The 18,776-nt window shown below is 38.8% G+C and carries 18 protein-coding genes and 1 riboswitch; of the genes, 10 read left to right on the top strand and 8 right to left on the bottom strand.

Features of this window, described 5'->3' with window-relative positions:
• Positions 1 to 819: 819 nt before the first annotated feature.
• The 3 genes from WKH56_RS14275 to WKH56_RS14265 form a co-directional block, all read right to left on the bottom strand.
• The gene (locus tag WKH56_RS14275; protein ID WP_013055498.1) at positions 820 to 1,017 is read right to left on the bottom strand and encodes a YwbE family protein; all 198 of its coding nucleotides are present in this window, start codon (positions 1,015 to 1,017) and stop codon (positions 820 to 822) included.
• A complete protein-coding gene (locus WKH56_RS14270) occupies positions 1,017 to 1,196 on the bottom strand; it encodes a hypothetical protein (protein ID WP_028412301.1) in 180 nt (59 codons plus the stop codon). The genes WKH56_RS14275 and WKH56_RS14270 overlap by 1 nt, the downstream gene beginning before the upstream one ends.
• A gap of 84 nt (positions 1,197 to 1,280) precedes the next feature.
• Positions 1,281 to 1,649, bottom strand: coding sequence for a winged helix-turn-helix transcriptional regulator (locus WKH56_RS14265; protein ID WP_013055500.1), 369 nt, complete (start codon positions 1,647 to 1,649; stop codon positions 1,281 to 1,283).
• 328 nt (positions 1,650 to 1,977) lie between these two features.
• Between WKH56_RS14265 and WKH56_RS14260 the strand changes: the two genes are divergently transcribed.
• From WKH56_RS14260 to WKH56_RS14225, 8 genes are all read left to right on the top strand, one after another.
• A complete protein-coding gene (locus WKH56_RS14260) occupies positions 1,978 to 3,177 on the top strand; it encodes an MFS transporter (protein ID WP_063248126.1) in 1,200 nt (399 codons plus the stop codon).
• Positions 3,178 to 3,233: 56 nt separating this feature from the next.
• Positions 3,234 to 4,190, top strand: coding sequence for an LLM class oxidoreductase (locus tag WKH56_RS14255; RefSeq protein ID WP_310884205.1), 957 nt, complete (start codon positions 3,234 to 3,236; stop codon positions 4,188 to 4,190).
• Positions 4,191 to 4,452: 262 nt separating this feature from the next.
• Positions 4,453 to 5,379, top strand: a complete 927-nt coding sequence (locus tag WKH56_RS14250; protein ID WP_221833199.1) for an ACP S-malonyltransferase — start codon at positions 4,453 to 4,455, stop codon at positions 5,377 to 5,379.
• Between the two features lie 37 nt (positions 5,380 to 5,416).
• Positions 5,417 to 7,069 carry a malonate decarboxylase subunit alpha gene (gene mdcA / locus WKH56_RS14245; RefSeq protein ID WP_048020056.1) on the top strand — a complete coding sequence of 551 codons (1,653 nt, stop codon included), beginning with the start codon at positions 5,417 to 5,419 and terminating at the stop codon, positions 7,067 to 7,069.
• 5 nt (positions 7,070 to 7,074) lie between these two features.
• A complete protein-coding gene (locus WKH56_RS14240; protein WP_048020057.1) occupies positions 7,075 to 7,932 on the top strand; it encodes a triphosphoribosyl-dephospho-CoA synthase in 858 nt (285 codons plus the stop codon).
• A gap of 27 nt (positions 7,933 to 7,959) precedes the next feature.
• The gene (locus WKH56_RS14235; RefSeq protein WP_028412295.1) at positions 7,960 to 8,262 is read left to right on the top strand and encodes a malonate decarboxylase subunit delta; all 303 of its coding nucleotides are present in this window, start codon (positions 7,960 to 7,962) and stop codon (positions 8,260 to 8,262) included.
• On the top strand, positions 8,249 to 9,949 hold the full coding sequence (gene mdcD, locus WKH56_RS14230) for a biotin-independent malonate decarboxylase subunit beta (RefSeq protein ID WP_048020058.1): 1,701 nt from the start codon (positions 8,249 to 8,251) through the stop codon (positions 9,947 to 9,949). The genes WKH56_RS14235 and mdcD overlap by 14 nt, the downstream gene beginning before the upstream one ends.
• Complete coding sequence (locus WKH56_RS14225) at positions 9,937 to 10,545, top strand: malonate decarboxylase holo-ACP synthase (RefSeq protein ID WP_028412293.1); 609 nt, start codon at positions 9,937 to 9,939, stop codon at positions 10,543 to 10,545. The genes mdcD and WKH56_RS14225 overlap by 13 nt, the downstream gene beginning before the upstream one ends.
• A gap of 39 nt (positions 10,546 to 10,584) precedes the next feature.
• Here WKH56_RS14225 and WKH56_RS14220 read toward each other — a convergent pair whose 3' ends face one another.
• Positions 10,585 to 11,523 (bottom strand): response regulator, encoded by a 939-nt coding sequence (locus WKH56_RS14220; protein ID WP_028412292.1) that lies wholly within the window; start codon positions 11,521 to 11,523, stop codon positions 10,585 to 10,587.
• 4 nt (positions 11,524 to 11,527) lie between these two features.
• Positions 11,528 to 12,778: an ATP-binding protein gene (locus WKH56_RS14215; RefSeq protein ID WP_048020450.1), complete on the bottom strand. Its 1,251-nt coding sequence runs from the start codon at positions 12,776 to 12,778 to the stop codon at positions 11,528 to 11,530.
• Between the two features lie 266 nt (positions 12,779 to 13,044).
• Between WKH56_RS14215 and WKH56_RS14210 the strand changes: the two genes are divergently transcribed.
• Positions 13,045 to 14,034, top strand: a complete 990-nt coding sequence (locus WKH56_RS14210) for a glutaminase (RefSeq protein ID WP_028412290.1) — start codon at positions 13,045 to 13,047, stop codon at positions 14,032 to 14,034.
• Positions 14,035 to 14,137: 103 nt separating this feature from the next.
• Positions 14,138 to 15,568: an alanine/glycine:cation symporter family protein gene (locus tag WKH56_RS14205; protein ID WP_028412289.1), complete on the top strand. Its 1,431-nt coding sequence runs from the start codon at positions 14,138 to 14,140 to the stop codon at positions 15,566 to 15,568.
• Between the two features lie 31 nt (positions 15,569 to 15,599).
• On the opposite strand, the gene WKH56_RS14200 is transcribed toward WKH56_RS14205, so the two are convergent.
• The 3 genes from WKH56_RS14200 to WKH56_RS14190 all read right to left on the bottom strand — a co-directional run bounded on the left by WKH56_RS14200 (position 15,600) and on the right by WKH56_RS14190 (position 18,257).
• Positions 15,600 to 17,099, bottom strand: coding sequence for a sodium:solute symporter family protein (locus WKH56_RS14200; protein WP_028412288.1), 1,500 nt, complete (start codon positions 17,097 to 17,099; stop codon positions 15,600 to 15,602).
• Positions 17,099 to 17,302, bottom strand: a complete 204-nt coding sequence (locus tag WKH56_RS14195) for a DUF3311 domain-containing protein (protein WP_033578104.1) — start codon at positions 17,300 to 17,302, stop codon at positions 17,099 to 17,101. The genes WKH56_RS14200 and WKH56_RS14195 overlap by 1 nt, the downstream gene beginning before the upstream one ends.
• Positions 17,303 to 17,657: 355 nt before the next feature.
• Positions 17,658 to 18,257: a cupin domain-containing protein gene (locus WKH56_RS14190; protein ID WP_080754378.1), complete on the bottom strand. Its 600-nt coding sequence runs from the start codon at positions 18,255 to 18,257 to the stop codon at positions 17,658 to 17,660.
• Positions 18,258 to 18,643: 386 nt separating this feature from the next.
• Positions 18,644 to 18,722, top strand: a riboswitch (ZMP/ZTP riboswitch).
• The last annotated feature ends 54 nt before the right edge of the window (positions 18,723 to 18,776 follow it).

The raw sequence follows: 18,776 nt of genomic DNA, 5'->3' as shown, positions 1-18,776 counted from the left end.
TCTAATAGTATGAAATTCCTTCATATTTGTAAAATGTTTTTTGTTTTGAAAAATATGAAATAGGTAAAGAGCTGCTGACAAGCTTTGTCGAACACTTTTTTTACCTATTTTCAACATATATGATATACTAAGGCTAGGAAAAATGACAATCCGGAGCGCACGTTCAGTTATTCTTAACAAGCGAATGAATTCTTAGCTTTGACAAGTTTAACTTGTAAGGTGAAGAAATTCATCACATAATCTTATTAGATCTGAACCTTGTTAGCCCGGATGAAGATTTGTCGAAAACGATTCACTAGAAAAAACCTTCGAGACCGCCAACTCGGAGGTTTTTTTATTTTTGTGTATGGGAAGTAAAAAAAAGACATAGACTAATAAAGAAAAAGGTCCTGCACCCATAATCGGCCGTAGTTGATTACACCTTGTCCATTTCTGCAAGGAAGCTGTCTTTTTACTATAGGGAAGTGCCGCCAAACACCATTCCCTAAAGACAATCAGCACACGAGCCTTATGGATGAAGAACCCTTTAGACGATACTTATCGGTGATTACTTATTTTACTACTGGAAAAATAGCAAAATAAGAGCGACTATGGCTCCTAAAAGCTCCACGTAAGCCGTTAGGAGCTGAACATTCTCAGCATCTAGGAAAAATGACTTGAGGATTCGTCTCAGACTATCCACCACCTTTTTTTTCCTTGCGTGAGTTCCCAAGGGAAAGAAAGGGGACGACAGTGCTTCTTTATTTTAACAAAAGTAGGAAATGATAAGTAGATTTATTTGAAGTGTAAATTAAAAAAGCATGTAAAATACATGCTTTTTTAATTTGGGTAAATTTCTTTTATGCGTCCGACTTGTCCATCTGTTAAACGAACTTTGATACCGTGCGGGTGAAAGCTTGAATTGGTCAGAATGTCTTTGACCGTTCCGTGTGTAAGTTTTCCAGAACGCTGATCTGCTTTTAAAACAATGTCGACTTCAATTCCAGGGGCTACGTCTTTTCTATTTTGTCCGTTCATTATACACCTGTTCTCTTTCGCTGATTATTCGTTTTTTTGGTTTGTTGACTCGTCAGCTTTTTGGTTGCTTGATTGGTACTGCCGTTCTTAGCTTTACTTGAAGATTGATTTTTCTTATTAGCAAGCTGCTGTTTGATAGCATCTTGAAGGCTAATTTTCTTTTTAAGTTGTTCTGTCATAAAGGTTCCTCCTGAATACGTACATCGTCTGAAAAAACAAAGAAAGTAAGGGAATGAAAAAGCTGACTATCTAGTCAGCTTTTTTTAATTAGAAACAGTGACTTCTTCTACAGGCTGCATAAGTACAGCTTCTTTATCAGGGTACGTTTTTTCAATATGATGTTCTCCCCAAGAGCATAGTGAATCAAGAATGCTTTTTAAAGACCATCCGTAATCTGTTAAAGAATATTCTACTCGAGGCGGCATTTCATTGTACATTTTTCTAACAATGATGCCGTCTGCTTCAAGCTCACGAAGCTGCTGCGTTAATACTTTTTGTGTAACGCGCGGCATAATTCTTTTTAATTCTCCAGGGCGTTTTGTCCCTTTAATTAAGTGGCAAAGAATAACGACTTTCCACTTGCCTCCAATGACTTCTAATGCCGCTTCCACTGGAATATTATATTTTTTCACGTTAACAACTCTCCTTGTTCTAGAGATAACGGTTAAATGCATGGTTTCGCATTTTTTCTGATGTTTATCATACCACTATAGCGCAGAATTTTCTAGGTGTAAGCATTTTTTTAGAATACCCAATAGTTCGTGACTTTAGTATTTACGCTTATTGTAACCTCCAGGTACCTATATCACTTGAAAGTGCGTACTTTTTCTTTGGTTTTACATCGCTCATAATAACAATTGTTGATGGCCGGTTAGCGAATATATGAAGGGTACCTAAGCTAATCAGCTGTAAGAGAAGCTATTATAAAAAGTTATTATAACGAACAGGAGGCGTTAAGAAGTGAATACACTTTCACAAACACAACAAAGTAAAAAAAGCGGTGCTTTGCCGCTATTAGCGCTAGCTATTAGCGCCTTTGGAATCGGGACAACAGAGTTTGTTCCAGTAGGTTTATTATCATCGCTTGCAGATGATTTAAATATTTCCATTACACTAGCAGGGTTATTAATTTCAGGGTACGCAATGGGAGTTGCATTTGGAGCGCCCGTATTAACAGCATTAACAAGTAAAATGAGCAGAAAATCATTGCTGATGCTATTAATGGTTATTTTTATCGTAGGAAACTCAGTAGCAGCTTTATCAACAAGCTTTGGGCTGCTGCTTATAGCACGAATTATTACTGCATTTTCACACGGGATTTTCTTTTCTATCGGTGCGACTATCGCTGCTGATTTGGTGCCGGAAGATAAGCGGGCAAGTGCCATTGCTTTAATGTTTACAGGTTTGACAGTTGCAACTGTTACAGGTGTTCCACTTGGTACATTTATCGGACAAGCTTTCGGCTGGAGAGCAACATTTTGGGGAGTAGCGTTACTTGGCGTTATTGCCATTATTGCCAGTGCTCTTTTAGTGCCTAAAAACTTAAAAGAAGCGCCGCCGGCAAAGTTTAGTGATCAATTAAAAATTTTGAAAAACGGGCCGCTTTTACTATCGTTTGCTATTACTGCTTTAGGTTATGGCGGAACGTTTGTAGCTTATACGTATTTAGCACCTATTCTTGAAAAATTAACAGGATACGCACCAAGCGCAGTTAGTATCTTGCTATTAGTATACGGCGTAGCAGTAGCCATCGGAAATACGATTGGAGGAAAAGCTGCGAATAAAAATCCGTTAAAAGCATTATTTTGGATGTTTTTAATTCAAGCCGTTATCTTAGTTATTTTATCGTTTACTGCATCGTTTAAAGTAGCGGGAACAATTACGATTTTTGCCATGGGCTTATTGGCATTTATGAACGTACCTGGACTGCAAGTGCTGGTCGTGAACTTAGCTGAAAAGTATGTTCCTTCAGCAGTAAACGTAGCCTCTGCGCTGAATATTGCTGCATTTAACGTTGGAATTGCTATTGGTTCTTTTGTAGGCGGCCTGATTGTTGATTCCATTGGTCTTGTTCATACTCCTTGGATTGGAGGAGTGATGGTTTTAGGAGCGGTCTTATTAACCGCATGGAGCCGCTCAATAGAAGCAAAAGTAAAATAAAACAGAGATCATCGCCTTTTGCGATGATCTCTTAGCTATAAAAGGAGAGGAAGCAAATGACTGCATTTCAACATCATAAGGCGTATCGTCGTATGTACAAGGAGAATGAGTTAACGTTAGGTTTGCATATGCCGCTTGAAAATTATCAGTATGCCACGCCTACGATGGAGAAACAAGTAGAGCTCACGCAGCTTGCAGAACAATATGGATTTACAAGCTTATGGTTCCGTGATGTCCTTCTTCAAGATCCATCATTTGGCGATCCAGCCACGGGTCAAATTTATGATATGCTTATTTATTTGACTTACCTTGCCAGTCAAACAAAAGAAATTGCTCTCAGTACATCTGCTATTGTGCTGCCTTTACGTCATCCGCTTCGTGTAGCTAAAGAAATGGCAACCATTGATCAGCTTTTTCCTGAGCGTTTGATTATGGGCGTATCCTCTGGAGACCGTCAAGCAGATTTTCGAGGGTTAGGTATTCCTCATGAAGAAAGAGGAAAGCGATTTGCAGAGGCTTTTCATTATTTAGAAGAAGCGTTAAATAAAGAATTTCCATCTATCCAGTCTGCTTTGGGGTCCATTCAAGGAGCAAATGTTGTTCCTAAGCCAACGAAACGTATTCCAACGATGATCACGGGATACAGCCAGCAAAATATGGAGTGGTTTGCACAGCATGGAGACGGCTGGATGTATTATCCTCGTCATCCGCATTTTCAAGCAAAAGCCATTAAACAGTGGAGAGAACTGGTTGATATCTATCATCCAGGCGTTTTTAAACCTTTTACACAACCTATGCATCTAGATTTGGCAGAAGATCCAAATGAAATGCCAACGCCAATTCGTTTAGGATTTCGAGCAGGGCGTAATACATTAATTGAGCTTCTTTCTATTTATAAAGAAATAGGAGTTAACCATCTCTTTTTTGCTCTTTTTGATAGTAAGCGTCCGGCTGAAGAAGTCATAAATGAGCTTGGTGAAGAAGTGCTTCCGCATTTCCCGTCTCATATGTAGCAAACAAAAAGAGGCTGAGACAAAAGCGGTTTACTTAAAGGAAAATCCGAACAATGAATCGTTCGGATTTTTTCATTTATCCAATTCGCTCATCTTTAGATTCCAGATTCCATTGATTTCGTTATGTCTAACGCTCTTTTTATATAGATTTCAAGTTATAGGATATATAAGAAATATGTATTAGAGTTATTGATTCTATGTTCTTTATAATAAAAGTATCCATTATCTCCTTGGGTGATATAAAGTCGAAAGGGGAAACACGATGAGTGTTGCATTTCTATTTCCAGGACAAGGTGCACAATATGCTGGTATGCTTCATGATATAAAAAATAAATGGGGATTAACGACTACGTTTGAAGAAGCAAGTGAGGCTTTAAATCAAGACGTATTATCGTTAGATTCGTCAGAAAAATTAAAATATAATAAAAATGTTCAGATATGTCTTTTTATTGCAGGAGTGGCTACGGCTAGGTCGTTTAAAAACAAAGGTTACTCCCCAGACGTGGTAGGAGGGCATTCAATAGGGGCGTTTGGAGCAGCAGTTATATCTGAAGTGTTATCTTTTAAAGAAGCTCTTTTTCTTGTGGAAAAAAGAGGGGAACTGATGGAAAATGCCTATCCTGATGGTTATGGTATGGGGGTTGTAATGGGACTGCGCGAACATCAGCTTCTCTCTATTGTACATGAAATATCCACCGATGCAGCTCCTGTTTACGTAGCGAATCTAAATACTCCTGATCAAATAACGCTTTCTGGCACCTTAAAAGCAATTGAGAAAGTTCTTGAAAAAGCATCTAAAAAAGGGGCTAGGAAAACCAAAATGCTTCACGTAACGGTGCCTTCTCACTGTCCTCTTATGGAAGGAGTTTCGAGCGAATTACGAAAAATAATAACGGAAGTGAAAGGAAAAGACCCGATCGTTCCTTTTATAGGTAATTGTAAAGCTCGGAAATTATGGAAAGCTGCTGATATTAAGGAAGATCTGGCAGCGAGTGTTGCCCTGCCCGTCCGTTGGCATGATATGACGGAAGTTATGTATGAAATGGGTACAAGATTATATATTGAAATGGCTCCAGGAAGAGTACTAACAGATTTGACTGCTAAGAGCTTTCCGGAAGCAAGGGCTATTTCTGCAGCCGAATCTACTATGAAATCTGTGTTAATTTTAATGGAGAAAGAAAAAATGTAAGCGCATTAATTTAGGAGTAGAAGAAAGGAGCTAGAACATGAGTGGAATAAAAAAAACTTCAAAATCATGGACAACCCGCCGAGATCAAAAAGCAGCTCGCCTTGCGAAAATAGACCAACTTCTTAAAGGAAAGTTATTGGATAATGAACACATTATTGAAGCGTTAGAATTGCTTATATCACCCGGAGATAAAGTAGTGCTTGAAGGAGACAATCAAAAGCAAGCATCTTTTTTATCAAAGGCGCTGAATGAAGTAAGCGCTGATAAAATAAACGGTCTTCATATGATTATGTCTAGTATTTCACGCCCGGAACACCTCGACATATTTGAGAAAGGAATTGCTGAAAAAATTGATTTTTCGTACGCTGGTGCTCAAAGTCTTCGCGTATCTCAAATGATTGAAGATGGCACGTTGAAAATGGGAGAAATTCATACATATCTAGAGCTTTACGGACGCCTTTTCATTGATTTAATTCCCAATATTGCATTAGTGGCTGCCGATAAAGCGGATGCACAAGGTAACTTATATACAGGAGCAAATACGGAAGAAACGCCGACGATTATCGAAGCAACAGCGTTTAAGGACGGAATTGTCATTGTGCAGGTAAATGAACTTGTTGAAGAACTTCCGCGAGTTGATATTCCGGCTTCTTGGATTGATTGTATCGTCGTGGCCAATCAGCCTTATCAATTGGAAGCTTTATTTACCCGAGATCCTCGTCATATTACAGAGCTCCAAATTCTAATGGCTATGATGACGATTCGAGGTATCTATGAGCGCCACAGCGTACAATCATTAAATCATGGCATTGGCTTTAATACAGCTGCAATTGAGCTTTTGCTGCCTACCTATGGAGAAAAGTTAGGGCTGAAAGGTAAAATATGCAAGAACTGGGCTCTGAACCCTCACCCTACGTTAATTCCGGCTATTGAAAGCGGATGGATTGAGAGCGTACACTGCTTTGGCGGAGAAGTAGGAATGGAACAATACACAGCAGCCCGTCCAGATGTATTTTTTACAGGACGCGACGGCAGCCTGCGCTCAAACCGTGCGATGTGTCAAGTGGCTGGTCAATATGCGGTAGATGCTTTCGTGGGATCAACTTTGCAAATAGATGGAGAAGGAAATTCTTCTACCGTCACATCTGGACGTTTATCAGGGTTTGGCGGAGCGCCTAACATGGGGCATGACCCTAGAGGCCGACGGCATTCTACGCCTGCTTGGTTGGATATGATGAACGATAAGCATGAATTAGCAAGAGGCAGAAAGCTAGTTGTACAAATGGTTGAAACCTTTCAATCAGGAAATGAGCCTGTTTTCGTTGAGTCTTTGGATGCGGTAAATGTAGCTAAACAAGCAAACTTAGCTACTGCTCCTGTCATGATTTACGGGGATGATGTGACACATGTCGTGACTGAAGAAGGAATTGCTTATTTATATAAAGCACAAAGCTTGGAAGAAAGAAAAGCAGCGCTTGAAGCAGTAGCGGGGGTAACGCCTATAGGGTTACGGCACAACCAAAATAAAGTGGAAAGAATGCGCAGAGATGGCTTAGTGGCATTTCCGGAAGATTTACAGATTCGCCGTACGGAAGCAAAGCGTTCGCTGTTAGCGGCGAAAAGTGTAGAAGATTTAGTAGAATGGTCAGATGGTTTATATAATCCGCCTGCTAAATTTAGGAGCTGGTAAAAAATATGCGTATTCAAGAAGAGCCAAAAACAACTGTGTTTTCTTCATGCCTGATAGCTAAAATGGCAGTTACCGCTTTGGTTGATGAAGCGGTACTTACACCTAAGCCGGGGCTTGTAGATGCAGCAACAACTGGATCTCATCAAGATATGAATATTGAGACGCTGCTAGCCTCTGCTTATGCTTTACAACCGACCTTCTCACAGATTGCATTATATAGTCAAGGAAAGCAGCCAAGTCAGATGCTAAGGGAAGAAATTGCTCGAATTGGACGCGAAGGTGAACAAATTATGTACGCGGCTACGGATGGTGTCAATACACACAAGGGAGCTATTTGGGCATTAGGTCTCCTTGCTTCTGCAACAGCGGTTTGCGGTATTCAAGCATCACCTGCATCCATCACAGAAGCTGCAGGGAAAATTGCTCGTTATGCAGATCGCTTTTGTACTCTGCATTCATCTAATGGACTTCGTGTGAAAAAAAAGTATGGAGCAAAAGGAGCGGCTGGAGAGGCGAAGCAAGGATTTCCTCACGTGATTCATATAGGCTTGCCTGCTTTACATAAGGCTCGCAAGCTAGGCATACATGAAACATCAGCGCGGATTGATACTTTAGTAACACTAATAGCCAATCTTGATGATACGTGTATTTTGCATCGTGCTGGTCCAGTTGTGTTAGAGGAGGTTAAAATGGCGGCATCCAATGTGTTAGAAGTTGGAGGGGTATCTACATCAATAGGAAAACAGCGGCTGGAAGCGTTAGATCACATTCTTCTATCATCTAACGCTTCTCCAGGTGGAAGTGCAGATTTGCTGGCTGCTGTATTATTTTTAGATCGAATATCTCTTTTTAAAGAATCATAAACGTCTGCAGGGAGGAGTGAGTGGCTAATGGAAACGTTAGTGTTTAAATACAAAGCCGATCGAAAGTTAACTCAGCGCGCACATGTAGGCGTTGTTGGTTCAGGGGATTTAGAAATCTTAATGGTTCCTTCTGATGAAGAACATGCTCACGTATCAGTACGAACAGGAAGTGAAGGGTTTAGTGAAACCTGGAAAGCCGTATTAGATCGGTTTTTTAGTGCTCATATGATTCAAGCGAAAATTGTAATTAATGATTTCGGTGCTACGCCCGGTGTAGTCGCTTTGCGTCTTGCACAAGCTTTGGAGGTGAGTGAAAATGGGAGTGAATAATCAAAGCTTTATTGAGTTAAATGGAAGAGAACGAGCGCAGGCAATCTTAGATCAAGGTACATTTCGTGAGCTGCTCGGCCCTTTTGACGGGATCGAGTCGCCTCATTTACCTAAGCAAAATATTGTTCCTCAAAGCGATGATGGTGTCATCATAGCAAGTGGGCTAATAGCAGGGGAGCCAGCAGTTGTCATTTCAATAGAAGGAGGATTTCAAGGGGGAGGCATTGGTGAAGTATCGGGAGCTAAAATTGCAGGAGCTTTAGAATTAGCTCTTAATAATCACAAAAAAGGTGTTCCTGTTAGACCTGTTTTTCTATTCGATACAGGAGGGGTAAGGCTGCAAGAAGCGAATTATGGACTTTTGTCGATATCTGAAATTGGCTCAGCGGTAGTTGCTCTGCGTGAGCATACACCTGTTGTCGGAGTTATTTCAGGAAATGTAGGCTGCTTTGGAGGAATGTCTATCACTGCTTCACTCTTTAGTTATCTCATTATGACAAAAGAAGCAAGGTTTGGTCTTAACGGCCCGGAAGTGATCGAACAAGAAGCGGGGGTTGAAGAGTTTGATGCAAGAGACCGAAGCTTAATCTGGAAAACGATTGGCGGTATTCAACGCTATGAAACGGGGTTTGCAGATACATTAGCACAGGATGATGTTACTGCTATTCAACGAGCGGTTCAAGAGACGTTTCAAAAAAAAGAAAAAGTAGCTAGTAAAACAGAACAAGTAGATTTTTATAGGCATTTGCTTAGCAAGGTTGATCCTTCAGAAAAAATGGCTCCTTATCAATTTCAAGAATTGTATAAAGCAACAAAAAATGAACATATCCCTTCAGCAGTCTCTTACTCGTTGAACGAAGTTCCAGGTAGCATGCCTAACAGCCGCGGTCGCGTGTGGATTAACGCTTTAATAAATGATGAAGAAGCAGATTTTGAAATTCCTTCCGTTCTTTATAAAGACGCACTGCTAGGAAGAGAAAAGGTCCGATATATATCGGTTGTACCTAATCCTTATAATCGTTTCTTACGTGCACGAAAAGGGGAAGTAGGACTAGATGAAGGATGGGCAATTGCTAAGCACGTTCGTGAAGTAATACAAGAAGATCGAAATCAATCTCCGCGCCCTATAATTGCCATTGTGGACGTACCGAGTCAAGCGTATGGCTATCATGAAGAACTTCTAGGTATTCACTATGCTTGCGCTGCTGCAGCTGATGCTTATACAGCAGCGCGCTTAGCAGGTCATCCGGTTATTACGTTAATTGTCGGAAAAGCAATTTCAGGAGCATTTTTGGCTCATGGATACCAATCGAATCGAATTTTGGCTTTAAAAGACGAAGGAGTGAATGTTCACGCCATGTCCAAACAGTCGGCAGCGCGCATTACTAAAAGAAGTATAAAAGAACTTGAGGAAGCTTCAAAGAAAGTCCCGTCCATGGCTTATGATATTAAATCATTTGCTTCACTTGGCGCTTTATATGAGCTGGTTAGCGGTATTCAAGCAGAGCAGCCCACAGAGCGCGACGTTCAAATGATTCAAGATATTTTAATTGGAGCAGTAGAAGATGTTCGCTGTGAAGGTGTATACGATTTAAGCAGCCGGCTGCACAGTGAGCAAGCAAGAAAGGAAGGGCGAAAAGCTTCTTTATGGGTAAGAGGTGAGTTGGAAAAACAATGGAATATATAGCTCATGATTTGCTTCAGTTAAAAGAGGAAGCAAAGCTTATCAGTTATACACCTATCCCCGAGTGGGTGGAATATTCATTAGCCAAGGCTCCATTTGTAGTGGTAAGGCGTGCTGTTCACCGAGATAAACTGATACCTATTGGAGTAAGAGGAGAACGAAGGAATCAGCGTTTTGGTGCTTTTTTATCTGAGGAGGCCATTAAACAAACAATTAGGCCGGAAAATCTCGTTTCATTTTTTCAAAACGCCCAGTCTAGAAACATGCCAGCTATACGCGCTTTGGAAGAGGTGGCTATTATTTTTGAAAAATTTGCGTGGGGACCAACCGGCAGTGTAGGGTTCGAGCTTGCAAGCGGTGAAGAAGTTGTCACGACAACCAGTGATTTAGATGTACTTATTCGCCTTTCTTCTTATTTGTCGGTGAAACAAGCGGAAATGATAGTCAGTAAGCTAAAGAGATGCCCAGTTTCTGTAGATGTACAGGTAGAAACAGAAAAAGGAGCCTTTTCTCTAGCGGAATACGCAAAAGGCGAAGAGACGCTGCTTCTGCGTACTGTATATGGTCCTGCCTTAGTAAAACTGAATCAATTAGCATAAAAGACGGATGAGGGATTTGCACCTTTTCCGTCTTTTCTGTCAATACCAGCTTTTTTCTTGGCTTAACAAACGCTTGGCTTCAAGAAAAAATATTTGAATAAACTTTTTGGTGTTAATGCGAATCGGCAAAATTTTAGAATCTCCCTGCAGTTCTTTCATTTTTTTACGAACGGCTGTAAAGTCAAAAAACTTAGAAGCATAATTTTCAAACTTTGGATTTGAAAAATCTGTTAATCCAATAGAAGCAAAATGATTCAGTGAGTGAGTAACTGCTCGTCTTATTCGCTGTTCACAAGCCTTGGTTTCACGATTAATTTCAATAGAAGACGCGTGAGCTCCCAATTTTTTCTCAGCGACATTCACAAAAATATTTTTTAGAGAAGGGAAATGTTTTTCCACACTTTCTCTTTGGTCATAAGTGTACAGAAACTGTAAAATATCCAGTAAATCTTTTGCACCATTTTCTCCTACAATACCTAATTCGGCTAATAAGAATTTCCCTACATCGTATAGATGGGCTTGTTTCGTTATCGGCTGGCTTGAAGGGGGAGCGTGATGGGCTGTCGCTAAACTATTCAAGGAGGTTTTAATATCATCGATTGATTTCTCAAGAGAGATTCGTTCAATTACTTTTCGAATAACCGTTAAAATTTCAATTCGATTAATTGGTTTTGTAATATAGTATTCAATTCCTAATGAATAGGCTTCTCCTATTAATTCTTTGGACTCTACCTGTGAAATCATAATCATTTTTCCTTTAAATGAATCTTTTAAATGACGGATCGTTTCGATTCCATCTCGTCCTGGCATAAGTAAATCAATAAATAAAATATCAATCTGCTTTAAATTTAACGTAGAGGCATCTAAAAAGCTGCCGTCTACGACTTCTTCTACAACTTCTCCTAAATCCTCATCTTCAATCAGCTGACTGAGCGTTGAACGAATGGCTGAATCATCATCTGTAATACAAAATCGCATAAACTCATCCTTTCTGAATTAGACTACAAAGAGGTATTTGAATGATAAAAATCATCCCTTTATCTCCTTGTTTAGCTTCAATCGTACCTCCAAGTTCTTGAACAATATCTCTTACGTAAGAAAGGCCAATTCCAGTAGAGGGATTTCCAAATTGATCGTATTTTGAAGTGAAACCAGGTTCAAAAATAGCTTTTTCGTACTTCAAAGGCACGCCAGGACCATCATCTTGTACATGAAATTCTACAAATTCAGCTTGTCTATGTACGGATAAAACAATCATTCCCTCATCTTTAATCGCCTCCACTGCGTTTGCTACCAAGTTATTAATGATCGATAAAATTGTGTAAACGTGGTAGCTGAAATGTTCCCCGGTGACAGAGGAAAAAAAGCTAATTTGTTTGTGAAGAGAATCGGCATATTTTTTGTTGATGCGTACGATCAGCTCGATTAATTCCTCTGCTTTCATATAATTTTGGAAACTTTCATTTGAAATTGTTTTAGATAAGCCCGCAAAAATACGCTGGTTGTCTTTTTTTACTTCGTGAATATCTCCGGCAATCCGAAGCGCTTTTTTACTGAGCGATTGGTTAAGCACAGAATGATCTTTTTCCTGCTGATGTAATACACGGTATAAATCGTACGAGGCTTTTGTAATCACTTCTGTATTATGAAGGGTCTTTTTTAAATGAACGGTTTCTTCATAAAGGCTTGTAATAAGCATTAGCATGTGCTCATTTTGTTTGCGAATTTGACGTTCTCGTGACTGTGATTCATAAATTGTCATCATATTAAAAAAGCTAAGTACAATGAAGCTGTGAGCAAAAGCAATAACGGCCATGTCTGATAATGAATCGATATGAATGGTTGTGTGCAAAACGATATACTGCGCAGTTAGTTCGACTATATCAGCAGCTATTTCAATGATGAGTCCAATTAATCCAATCACAATAGCACTATAGTTCATGCGGCTTACTTTAAAAATAAAAAATAAAAGTGCATACGTAAAGTAAAAGAAAAACGTAGGGTAATGCGTATGTGCAGAAGCCGCAAATTGAAAATGATCGAGCGTGATATAATCGAGCATGATGCGAAAGAGAACGACGCTTAAAGCGATTAACAAGCCGCCAGATAAAACGGTTTTCCGTTTTAAAAGCAATAGGAAAAAGAAAAATGTTGGAGCTCCAAATGTAATTCGAAATGTTTCATTTAACGGATAAAATTTTAGCTCTCCCGCCAGCGGAACAGTAATGAGCATGAGCAATAAAATGTACGGATCTTTTTGAATGAAAGATTTAAAATTCAGATAATTACACCTCCTGAAGTGATTCGTGAATTAGTATACATTGTGATAGCGTCCAGCACAATGGAGAAGAGTACCAAAGATAAAAATATAATTCCAAAAAGTTTTGTAGGTTTTTGTATGCTCTTGTAGGTTGCATTGTACATTAAAAACGAAAATGAACTCCCGCTTTATGAAAGCGCTTTAAAATAAAAAGTTAATGAAGTGATGAGGTGATTTTAATGAAAAGAGAAATTGAACAGGAAATGTCTTACTTACAGGTCACTGCAAAAGAGCAGTTACACGAGTGGGTAGAGCAAATAAAAGAATTTTCGTCAGAAGGAAAAACGGCTGATTATATCCCCGCTCTGAAAGATATGGACTCGTCTCAATTAGGTATTTGTTTGATTGGTGCTGACGGAACGGTTATCCAGTCTGGGGATTATGAAGCGGTATTTACTCTTCAAAGTATTTCTAAAGTCATTAGCTTTATAGCAGCTTGCTTATGCTGCGGCATTCCCTACGTACTAGAGAGAGTAGATGTAGAGCCAACTGGAGATGCATTTAATTCTATTATAAGACTGGAAATGCATAAACCAGGAAAGCCGTTCAATCCTATGATTAATGCCGGTGCTTTAACGGTTTCATCTCTTTTATCTGGAGAGACGGCAAAAGAAAAACTAAGCTATTTGTTTGATGTAATAACAATGCTTACCGGGAAAACACCACTCATTAATGAAACCGTCTTTGAATCAGAATGGCAAACGTCTCATCGAAATCGTGCGCTTGCCTACTATTTAAAAGAAACAAACTACTTACAAGGAGAAGTAGAAGAAGTTCTAGAGGTTTACTTAAAGCAGTGCTCAATTGAAGTAACGACTGAAGATATTGCGCTGATCGGATTAATTCTGTCATTAGACGGATATCATCCAGTGTTTCACAAACAAGTAATTCCAAAAGAAGTGGCTAAATTAACAAAAGCGCTTATGCTTACATGCGGTATGTATAATGCCTCAGGAAAGTTTGCGGCATTTGTTGGTATGCCAGCTAAAAGCGGTGTATCAGGAGGAATCATGTCATTGGTGCCACCTAATACGAAAAAGCAGTCTCCATTTCCAGACGGATGCGGTATCGGAATTTACAGTCCAGCTATTGATGAGTACGGGAATAGCGTAAAAGGCGTTACGCTGCTAAAAAAAATCGCAAAAGAATGGGATTTGAGTATTTTTTAGTCTATTTACGTACTATTCATTCGCTTCAATAATATAAACACCAAGAGAAAAAACTTTCATGTTTTGCATTTGTTCTACCAAATTTTTTAATGAGGTGATAGGCGTGCAACAAGCAATCGAAAGTGTAATTAGTGTCATCAATGATTTTTTTTGGTCGAATTTATTAATTATTTTACTTGTATCAATCGGTATTTATTTTACGATCCGCTCTCGTTTTTTGCAGTTTCGCATGTTGAAAGAAATGGTACTTGTTTTGAAAGAAGGACGAGCGGCTAAAGATGGGGGAGTCTCCCCGTTTCAAGCTTTCTGCATAAGCATGGCAGCTCGAGTAGGAACAGGAAATATTACCGGTATAGCGATTGCTATTGCTCTTGGTGGCCCCGGTGCTGTATTTTGGATGTGGATTATTGCCATTATCGGTTCAGTATCAAGTTTTGTAGAAAGTACACTCGCTCAAATCTATAAGGTAAAAGGGTCAAACGGATTTCGAGGAGGACCCGCTTACTATATGGAAAAAGGGTTAAATAAAAGATGGATGGGCGGGCTATTTGCTGTACTCATTACACTGTCATTTGGCCTGGTGTTTAACGCTGTGCAGTCTAATACGATTACGCTGGCATTTGAGAACTCTTTCGGAACGAGCCGCTTATTGATTGGGATTATTATGACAGTTATATTTGCGATAATTATTTTTGGCGGGATCAAACGCATCGCCAAGATATCGGAATACATCGTTGTCGTATTAGCCGTTTTATACATTGGAATGGCTCTGTTCATCATCTTTAAAAATATTGATCAAATGCCTGCCGTTCTATCTCTAATTGTGAAAAATGCATTTGGATTTGAACAGGCGCTTGGGGGATCAATTGGTGCAACGTTAATCAACGGAGTAAAGCGCGGACTGTTTTCCAATGAAGCAGGGATGGGAAGTGCTCCCAACGCGGCTGCAACTGCAGTGACGAGTCACCCAGTTAAACAAGGTCTTATCCAAGCATTTGGTGTCTTGACGGACACACTTGTGATTTGTACAAGCACAGCATTTATCGTTCTCTTATCTCCCGCCTATAAGCAGGGACTAAGCGGCATTGAATTAACGCAAGCTTCTCTTAGTACACATATCGGTTCTTGGGCATCAGGATTTTTAGCTATCATGGTATTTCTATTTGCTTTTAGTACGTTAATTGGCAATTATTATTATGGAGAAACGAATATTGAATTTTTAAATTCAAATAAGATGTGGCTTTGGTCTTATCGTGTAGGCGTTTTAGCGATGGTTATTTTTGGGTCGGTTGCTCAGCTTCAGCTTGTATGGAATCTGGCAGACTTATTTATGGGGATGATGGTAGTGGTGAATTTAATTGCTATTTTTCTATTATCTAAAGTGGCGTTTTCTGCCTTGCATGACTATACTCAGCAGAAAAAGGAAGGGAAAAATCCAGTCTTTTATAAAGATGCATTAGAAAACAATCAGAATATTGAATGTTGGGAAAGAGAATCGACTTCATCCCCTTCTGAAAAAGAGAATATTATCTAAAAAAAGTTCAGCCAGTTGGCTGAACTTTTTTTTATGCGTTTTTCTTTAATTCAGTTTGCGTAGTGCCTTTAGAAAATAATGTTTCTTTCACGCCATTTGTTGCTGCTTTGGTTTTTGCAGCAAAGATTGGATTTAAAATAAAAACTACGAGTAGGTTAGATAATAATCCCCAGAACCCTTCATAAAGGCCAAATGAATTTCCTGTGGCATGAACGGTAAACGTTACAACCAGCCCTACTACTAATCCAGCAATCGTACTTTCTTTCGATTGATTTCTCCAAAACAGGCTGATAACAATAGCCGGGAAGATTTGTACCATGCCGGATACCCCTAGTAACTGTAGGGAAACAAGTGCTTGTGGGAATAATAAACCGAATAAAAGTGCCAGTCCAATAACAACAAAAACCATAGAACGAGTAACCATTGTTAATGTTTTACCCTGTACATTTGGATTAATTAAATCTCTAAATATATTATTTGCAAATAAGTTAGACGCTCCGATCGCCATGATAGAACATGGAATTAATGAAGCAAGAGCAATCGTTGCATAAGCTAACCCTTGGCCAATGCCACCATATGAATATTGAATCAAGGTTAATAATGCTAATCTAGGATCCGTTGTATCTTGAGGTAATACTTGATAAGCAATAAACCCTAAGAAGATGACTAGAATTAAAACAATATTGTAAAGAGGTAAGAAGACAGCATTTTTACGAAGCGAATCTGCACTTTTAGCAGTGAAAACACCTGTAGCAGCGTGGGCCCACATGAATAAAGCTAAAGCAGATACGAGTGATGCTGTAATAAACCATGGAATGCCCTTAGGTCCTTGTGTTGGGATCGTTAATAGCTGAGGTGCATCCTTTGCAACATTGTCAATCATGTTGCCCCAGCTTCCAAAATGCATAATTGGCAGAGAAACAACCATAAATAACATAATCGCCCATACCAAAATATCTTTAATAATTGCCGTATAAGTGGGACCTTTAATTCCGCTGAAAAAAGTATAAAGAGCCACAAGAAAGAATGAAAGAATAACGACAGCTTTTACATTAATGTAGCCAGTTCCTGCAACGCGAAGAGTATCTTGAATACCGCTAAGCTGAAGATCAATATATGGAATAAGCATCAATACACCTACTATGGCAATTAAAGAGGAGAGAAATTTACTGCTAAAACGTTCTCTAGCATAATCAGCAAGTGTAGTAAGTTTGTGCTTTTTAGCAACAGTCCAAAGTTTTGGAAGAAAAAAGTATGAAATTAAAAAGGCTAAAACAGAGTAAGGAATGGCAAAAAATGCGATGCTTCCTCCTTGATAAGCTGTACTTGTAAGACCTAGGAATGTATAAGCAGTATATAAATCTGCTCCTACTAAAAGCCAGACGAGCAGGCTTCCAAAACGTCTTCCCCCTACAGCCCACTCTTCAACGGAGCTTCTAGATGATTTGTCACGTCCTGCTATAAAGCCAATGGCGATAACGACAAGAACAATTGCTGATGTGATTAAAAGTGCGGTTAAATTTCCTTGCATTATTCAATGTCCCCCCAAGATTTTTGTAAACGATAAATGATAAATGTACACACAGGCGTTAAGAAGACCCATAAAAATAACCATAAATGCAAAATAGGTAATCCAAAAATAATTGGATGAATGTTATTTACAAAAGGTAAAAAAGCGAATTGAGCAATAAACGGAATGATGAATAAAATAAATATTATGAATTTTCTGTTCAATTTTTACTCCTCCTCTAAAATTTATCTAACAATGTTCACTATGATAGCAAGTCTGACATAGTAAAGCAATAAGTTTTTTGAAAATTTCGTTATAAATTACGAAAATTTTTTTAGAAAAACAAAAAAAGGGTATGAGAAGAAGATATTTGAAATGATTAGGGAAGAAAAAGCAGGGGAGAACCTAAGCGCAGTTGCCTTTGAAACAAAAAAAGAACGGAAAAGAAGAAAGGTAGTTTTCTCGATAAGATAAAGTATATTGCTATTGCATTAAAGAAAAAGAATTTGTATGTTCAAATATAGATTTATGGAAGCTATAAAAACGAGCAAATAAAAAAACTAGACAATAAGTGCTTGTCTAGTTCCACCACTCTGTCAATGGTCCTTTGTCGCCATAAACAGGATCTGTTGTAGGAATAGGTACTTGTGCAATTTCATCAAATACGTGAGGGCGATCCGTTTGTTTTCCTGTTCGTAAGTTGTAATCCATGCCCTCTGGATAAGCTCCAACCACTTTAAAATCAGCAGTTGACTGCAGACGCATATGTCCTGTACCTGCAGGGAGTACGAGTACATCCCCAGCATGCACCACGATATTTTCTCCCATATGTCCACCTAGTTTTAAGCGTGCAGATCCGCTAATTACACCTAGTGCTTCATGAGAATTGCTGTGGTAATGGTGAAAATCATATATGCCGCCTACCCAGCTGTTTTTCCAGTTGTGAGAATTAAAAATGCTCTCTACTTTCTCTTTCTTACTAATAAATACATGTTCATACAACAAAACTGGAAGACGAGGGTGATTTGGAATGGTTCCGTCGTCATCAAAATAAAGAACTTTTACATTTGCATAATTCATAAGCATCCCTCTAACAATCTTTTTTCGTAATTTTCCCTGTTTTTTGCTTGCGTAAACAGAGAAGTTTGCTCGAAGTACTTCATTCGTTGCGAAGTGCATGATATGTAGGTGTTAACGTTTTCCCAAAAGAAGTCTCCCACTTCAAGCGTAGCTAAGTGGTGGGCAGTTTACTTTAGTATCTTTTCTTCATATTGTATATAAGTAAAGGGGCTAGTGCAAGAATTCTATGGATATATAGATGTTAATTCGTATTTTGTAAATGAATAATATATATTAATATAATTTTTAGAAGATGATATGCTCGTGAAGTAAAAGAATCAAATAATAAGCAAGGTTAGAGTTTTAGTTGTTTTTTGTAATTAGGAAGAGATTTTAAGAGTATTTATTCGGAATTTTACGAATAATTAATTACTTTTGTAAAAGTAATGTAAACATTTTTGTGTATTGAGTAATAGTAATGAATGTTATATACTGATAAAAAATATATTCCTATATGTGACTGGCGCAACATGGATGACCATGGGGGAGCATATAGCGTATAAGCCGCGCGCCTGGGCAAACACTTGAGAAAATTTCGCAAGTGTTTTTTTTATTTTCCTAGGGAAGAGGAGTAGATTT

It is taken from the genome of Priestia sp. SB1 (assembly GCF_038898415.1).
This window is presented reverse-complemented; position numbering and strand designations above follow the sequence as displayed.

Bases quoted from the DNA above. Each gene is read 5' to 3' on its own strand.
- WKH56_RS14275 (WP_013055498.1), bottom strand. From the start codon at position 1,017: ATGAACGGACAAAATAGAAAAGACGTAGCCCCTGGAATTGAAGTCGAC.
- WKH56_RS14270 (WP_028412301.1), bottom strand. From the start codon at position 1,196: ATGACAGAACAACTTAAAAAGAAAATTAGCCTTCAAGATGCTATCAAA.
- WKH56_RS14255 (WP_310884205.1), top strand. From the start codon at position 3,234: ATGACTGCATTTCAACATCATAAGGCGTATCGTCGTATGTACAAGGAG.
- WKH56_RS14250 (WP_221833199.1), top strand. From the start codon at position 4,453: ATGAGTGTTGCATTTCTATTTCCAGGACAAGGTGCACAATATGCTGGT.
- mdcA (WP_048020056.1), top strand. From the start codon at position 5,417: ATGAGTGGAATAAAAAAAACTTCAAAATCATGGACAACCCGCCGAGAT.
- WKH56_RS14240 (WP_048020057.1), top strand. From the start codon at position 7,075: ATGCGTATTCAAGAAGAGCCAAAAACAACTGTGTTTTCTTCATGCCTG.
- WKH56_RS14235 (WP_028412295.1), top strand. From the start codon at position 7,960: ATGGAAACGTTAGTGTTTAAATACAAAGCCGATCGAAAGTTAACTCAG.
- mdcD (WP_048020058.1), top strand. From the start codon at position 8,249: ATGGGAGTGAATAATCAAAGCTTTATTGAGTTAAATGGAAGAGAACGA.
- WKH56_RS14225 (WP_028412293.1), top strand. From the start codon at position 9,937: ATGGAATATATAGCTCATGATTTGCTTCAGTTAAAAGAGGAAGCAAAG.
- WKH56_RS14220 (WP_028412292.1), bottom strand. From the start codon at position 11,523: ATGCGATTTTGTATTACAGATGATGATTCAGCCATTCGTTCAACGCTC.
- WKH56_RS14215 (WP_048020450.1), bottom strand. From the start codon at position 12,778: ATGCTCATTACTGTTCCGCTGGCGGGAGAGCTAAAATTTTATCCGTTA.
- WKH56_RS14210 (WP_028412290.1), top strand. From the start codon at position 13,045: ATGAAAAGAGAAATTGAACAGGAAATGTCTTACTTACAGGTCACTGCA.
- WKH56_RS14200 (WP_028412288.1), bottom strand. From the start codon at position 17,099: ATGCAAGGAAATTTAACCGCACTTTTAATCACATCAGCAATTGTTCTT.
- WKH56_RS14190 (WP_080754378.1), bottom strand. From the start codon at position 18,257: ATGCACTTCGCAACGAATGAAGTACTTCGAGCAAACTTCTCTGTTTAC.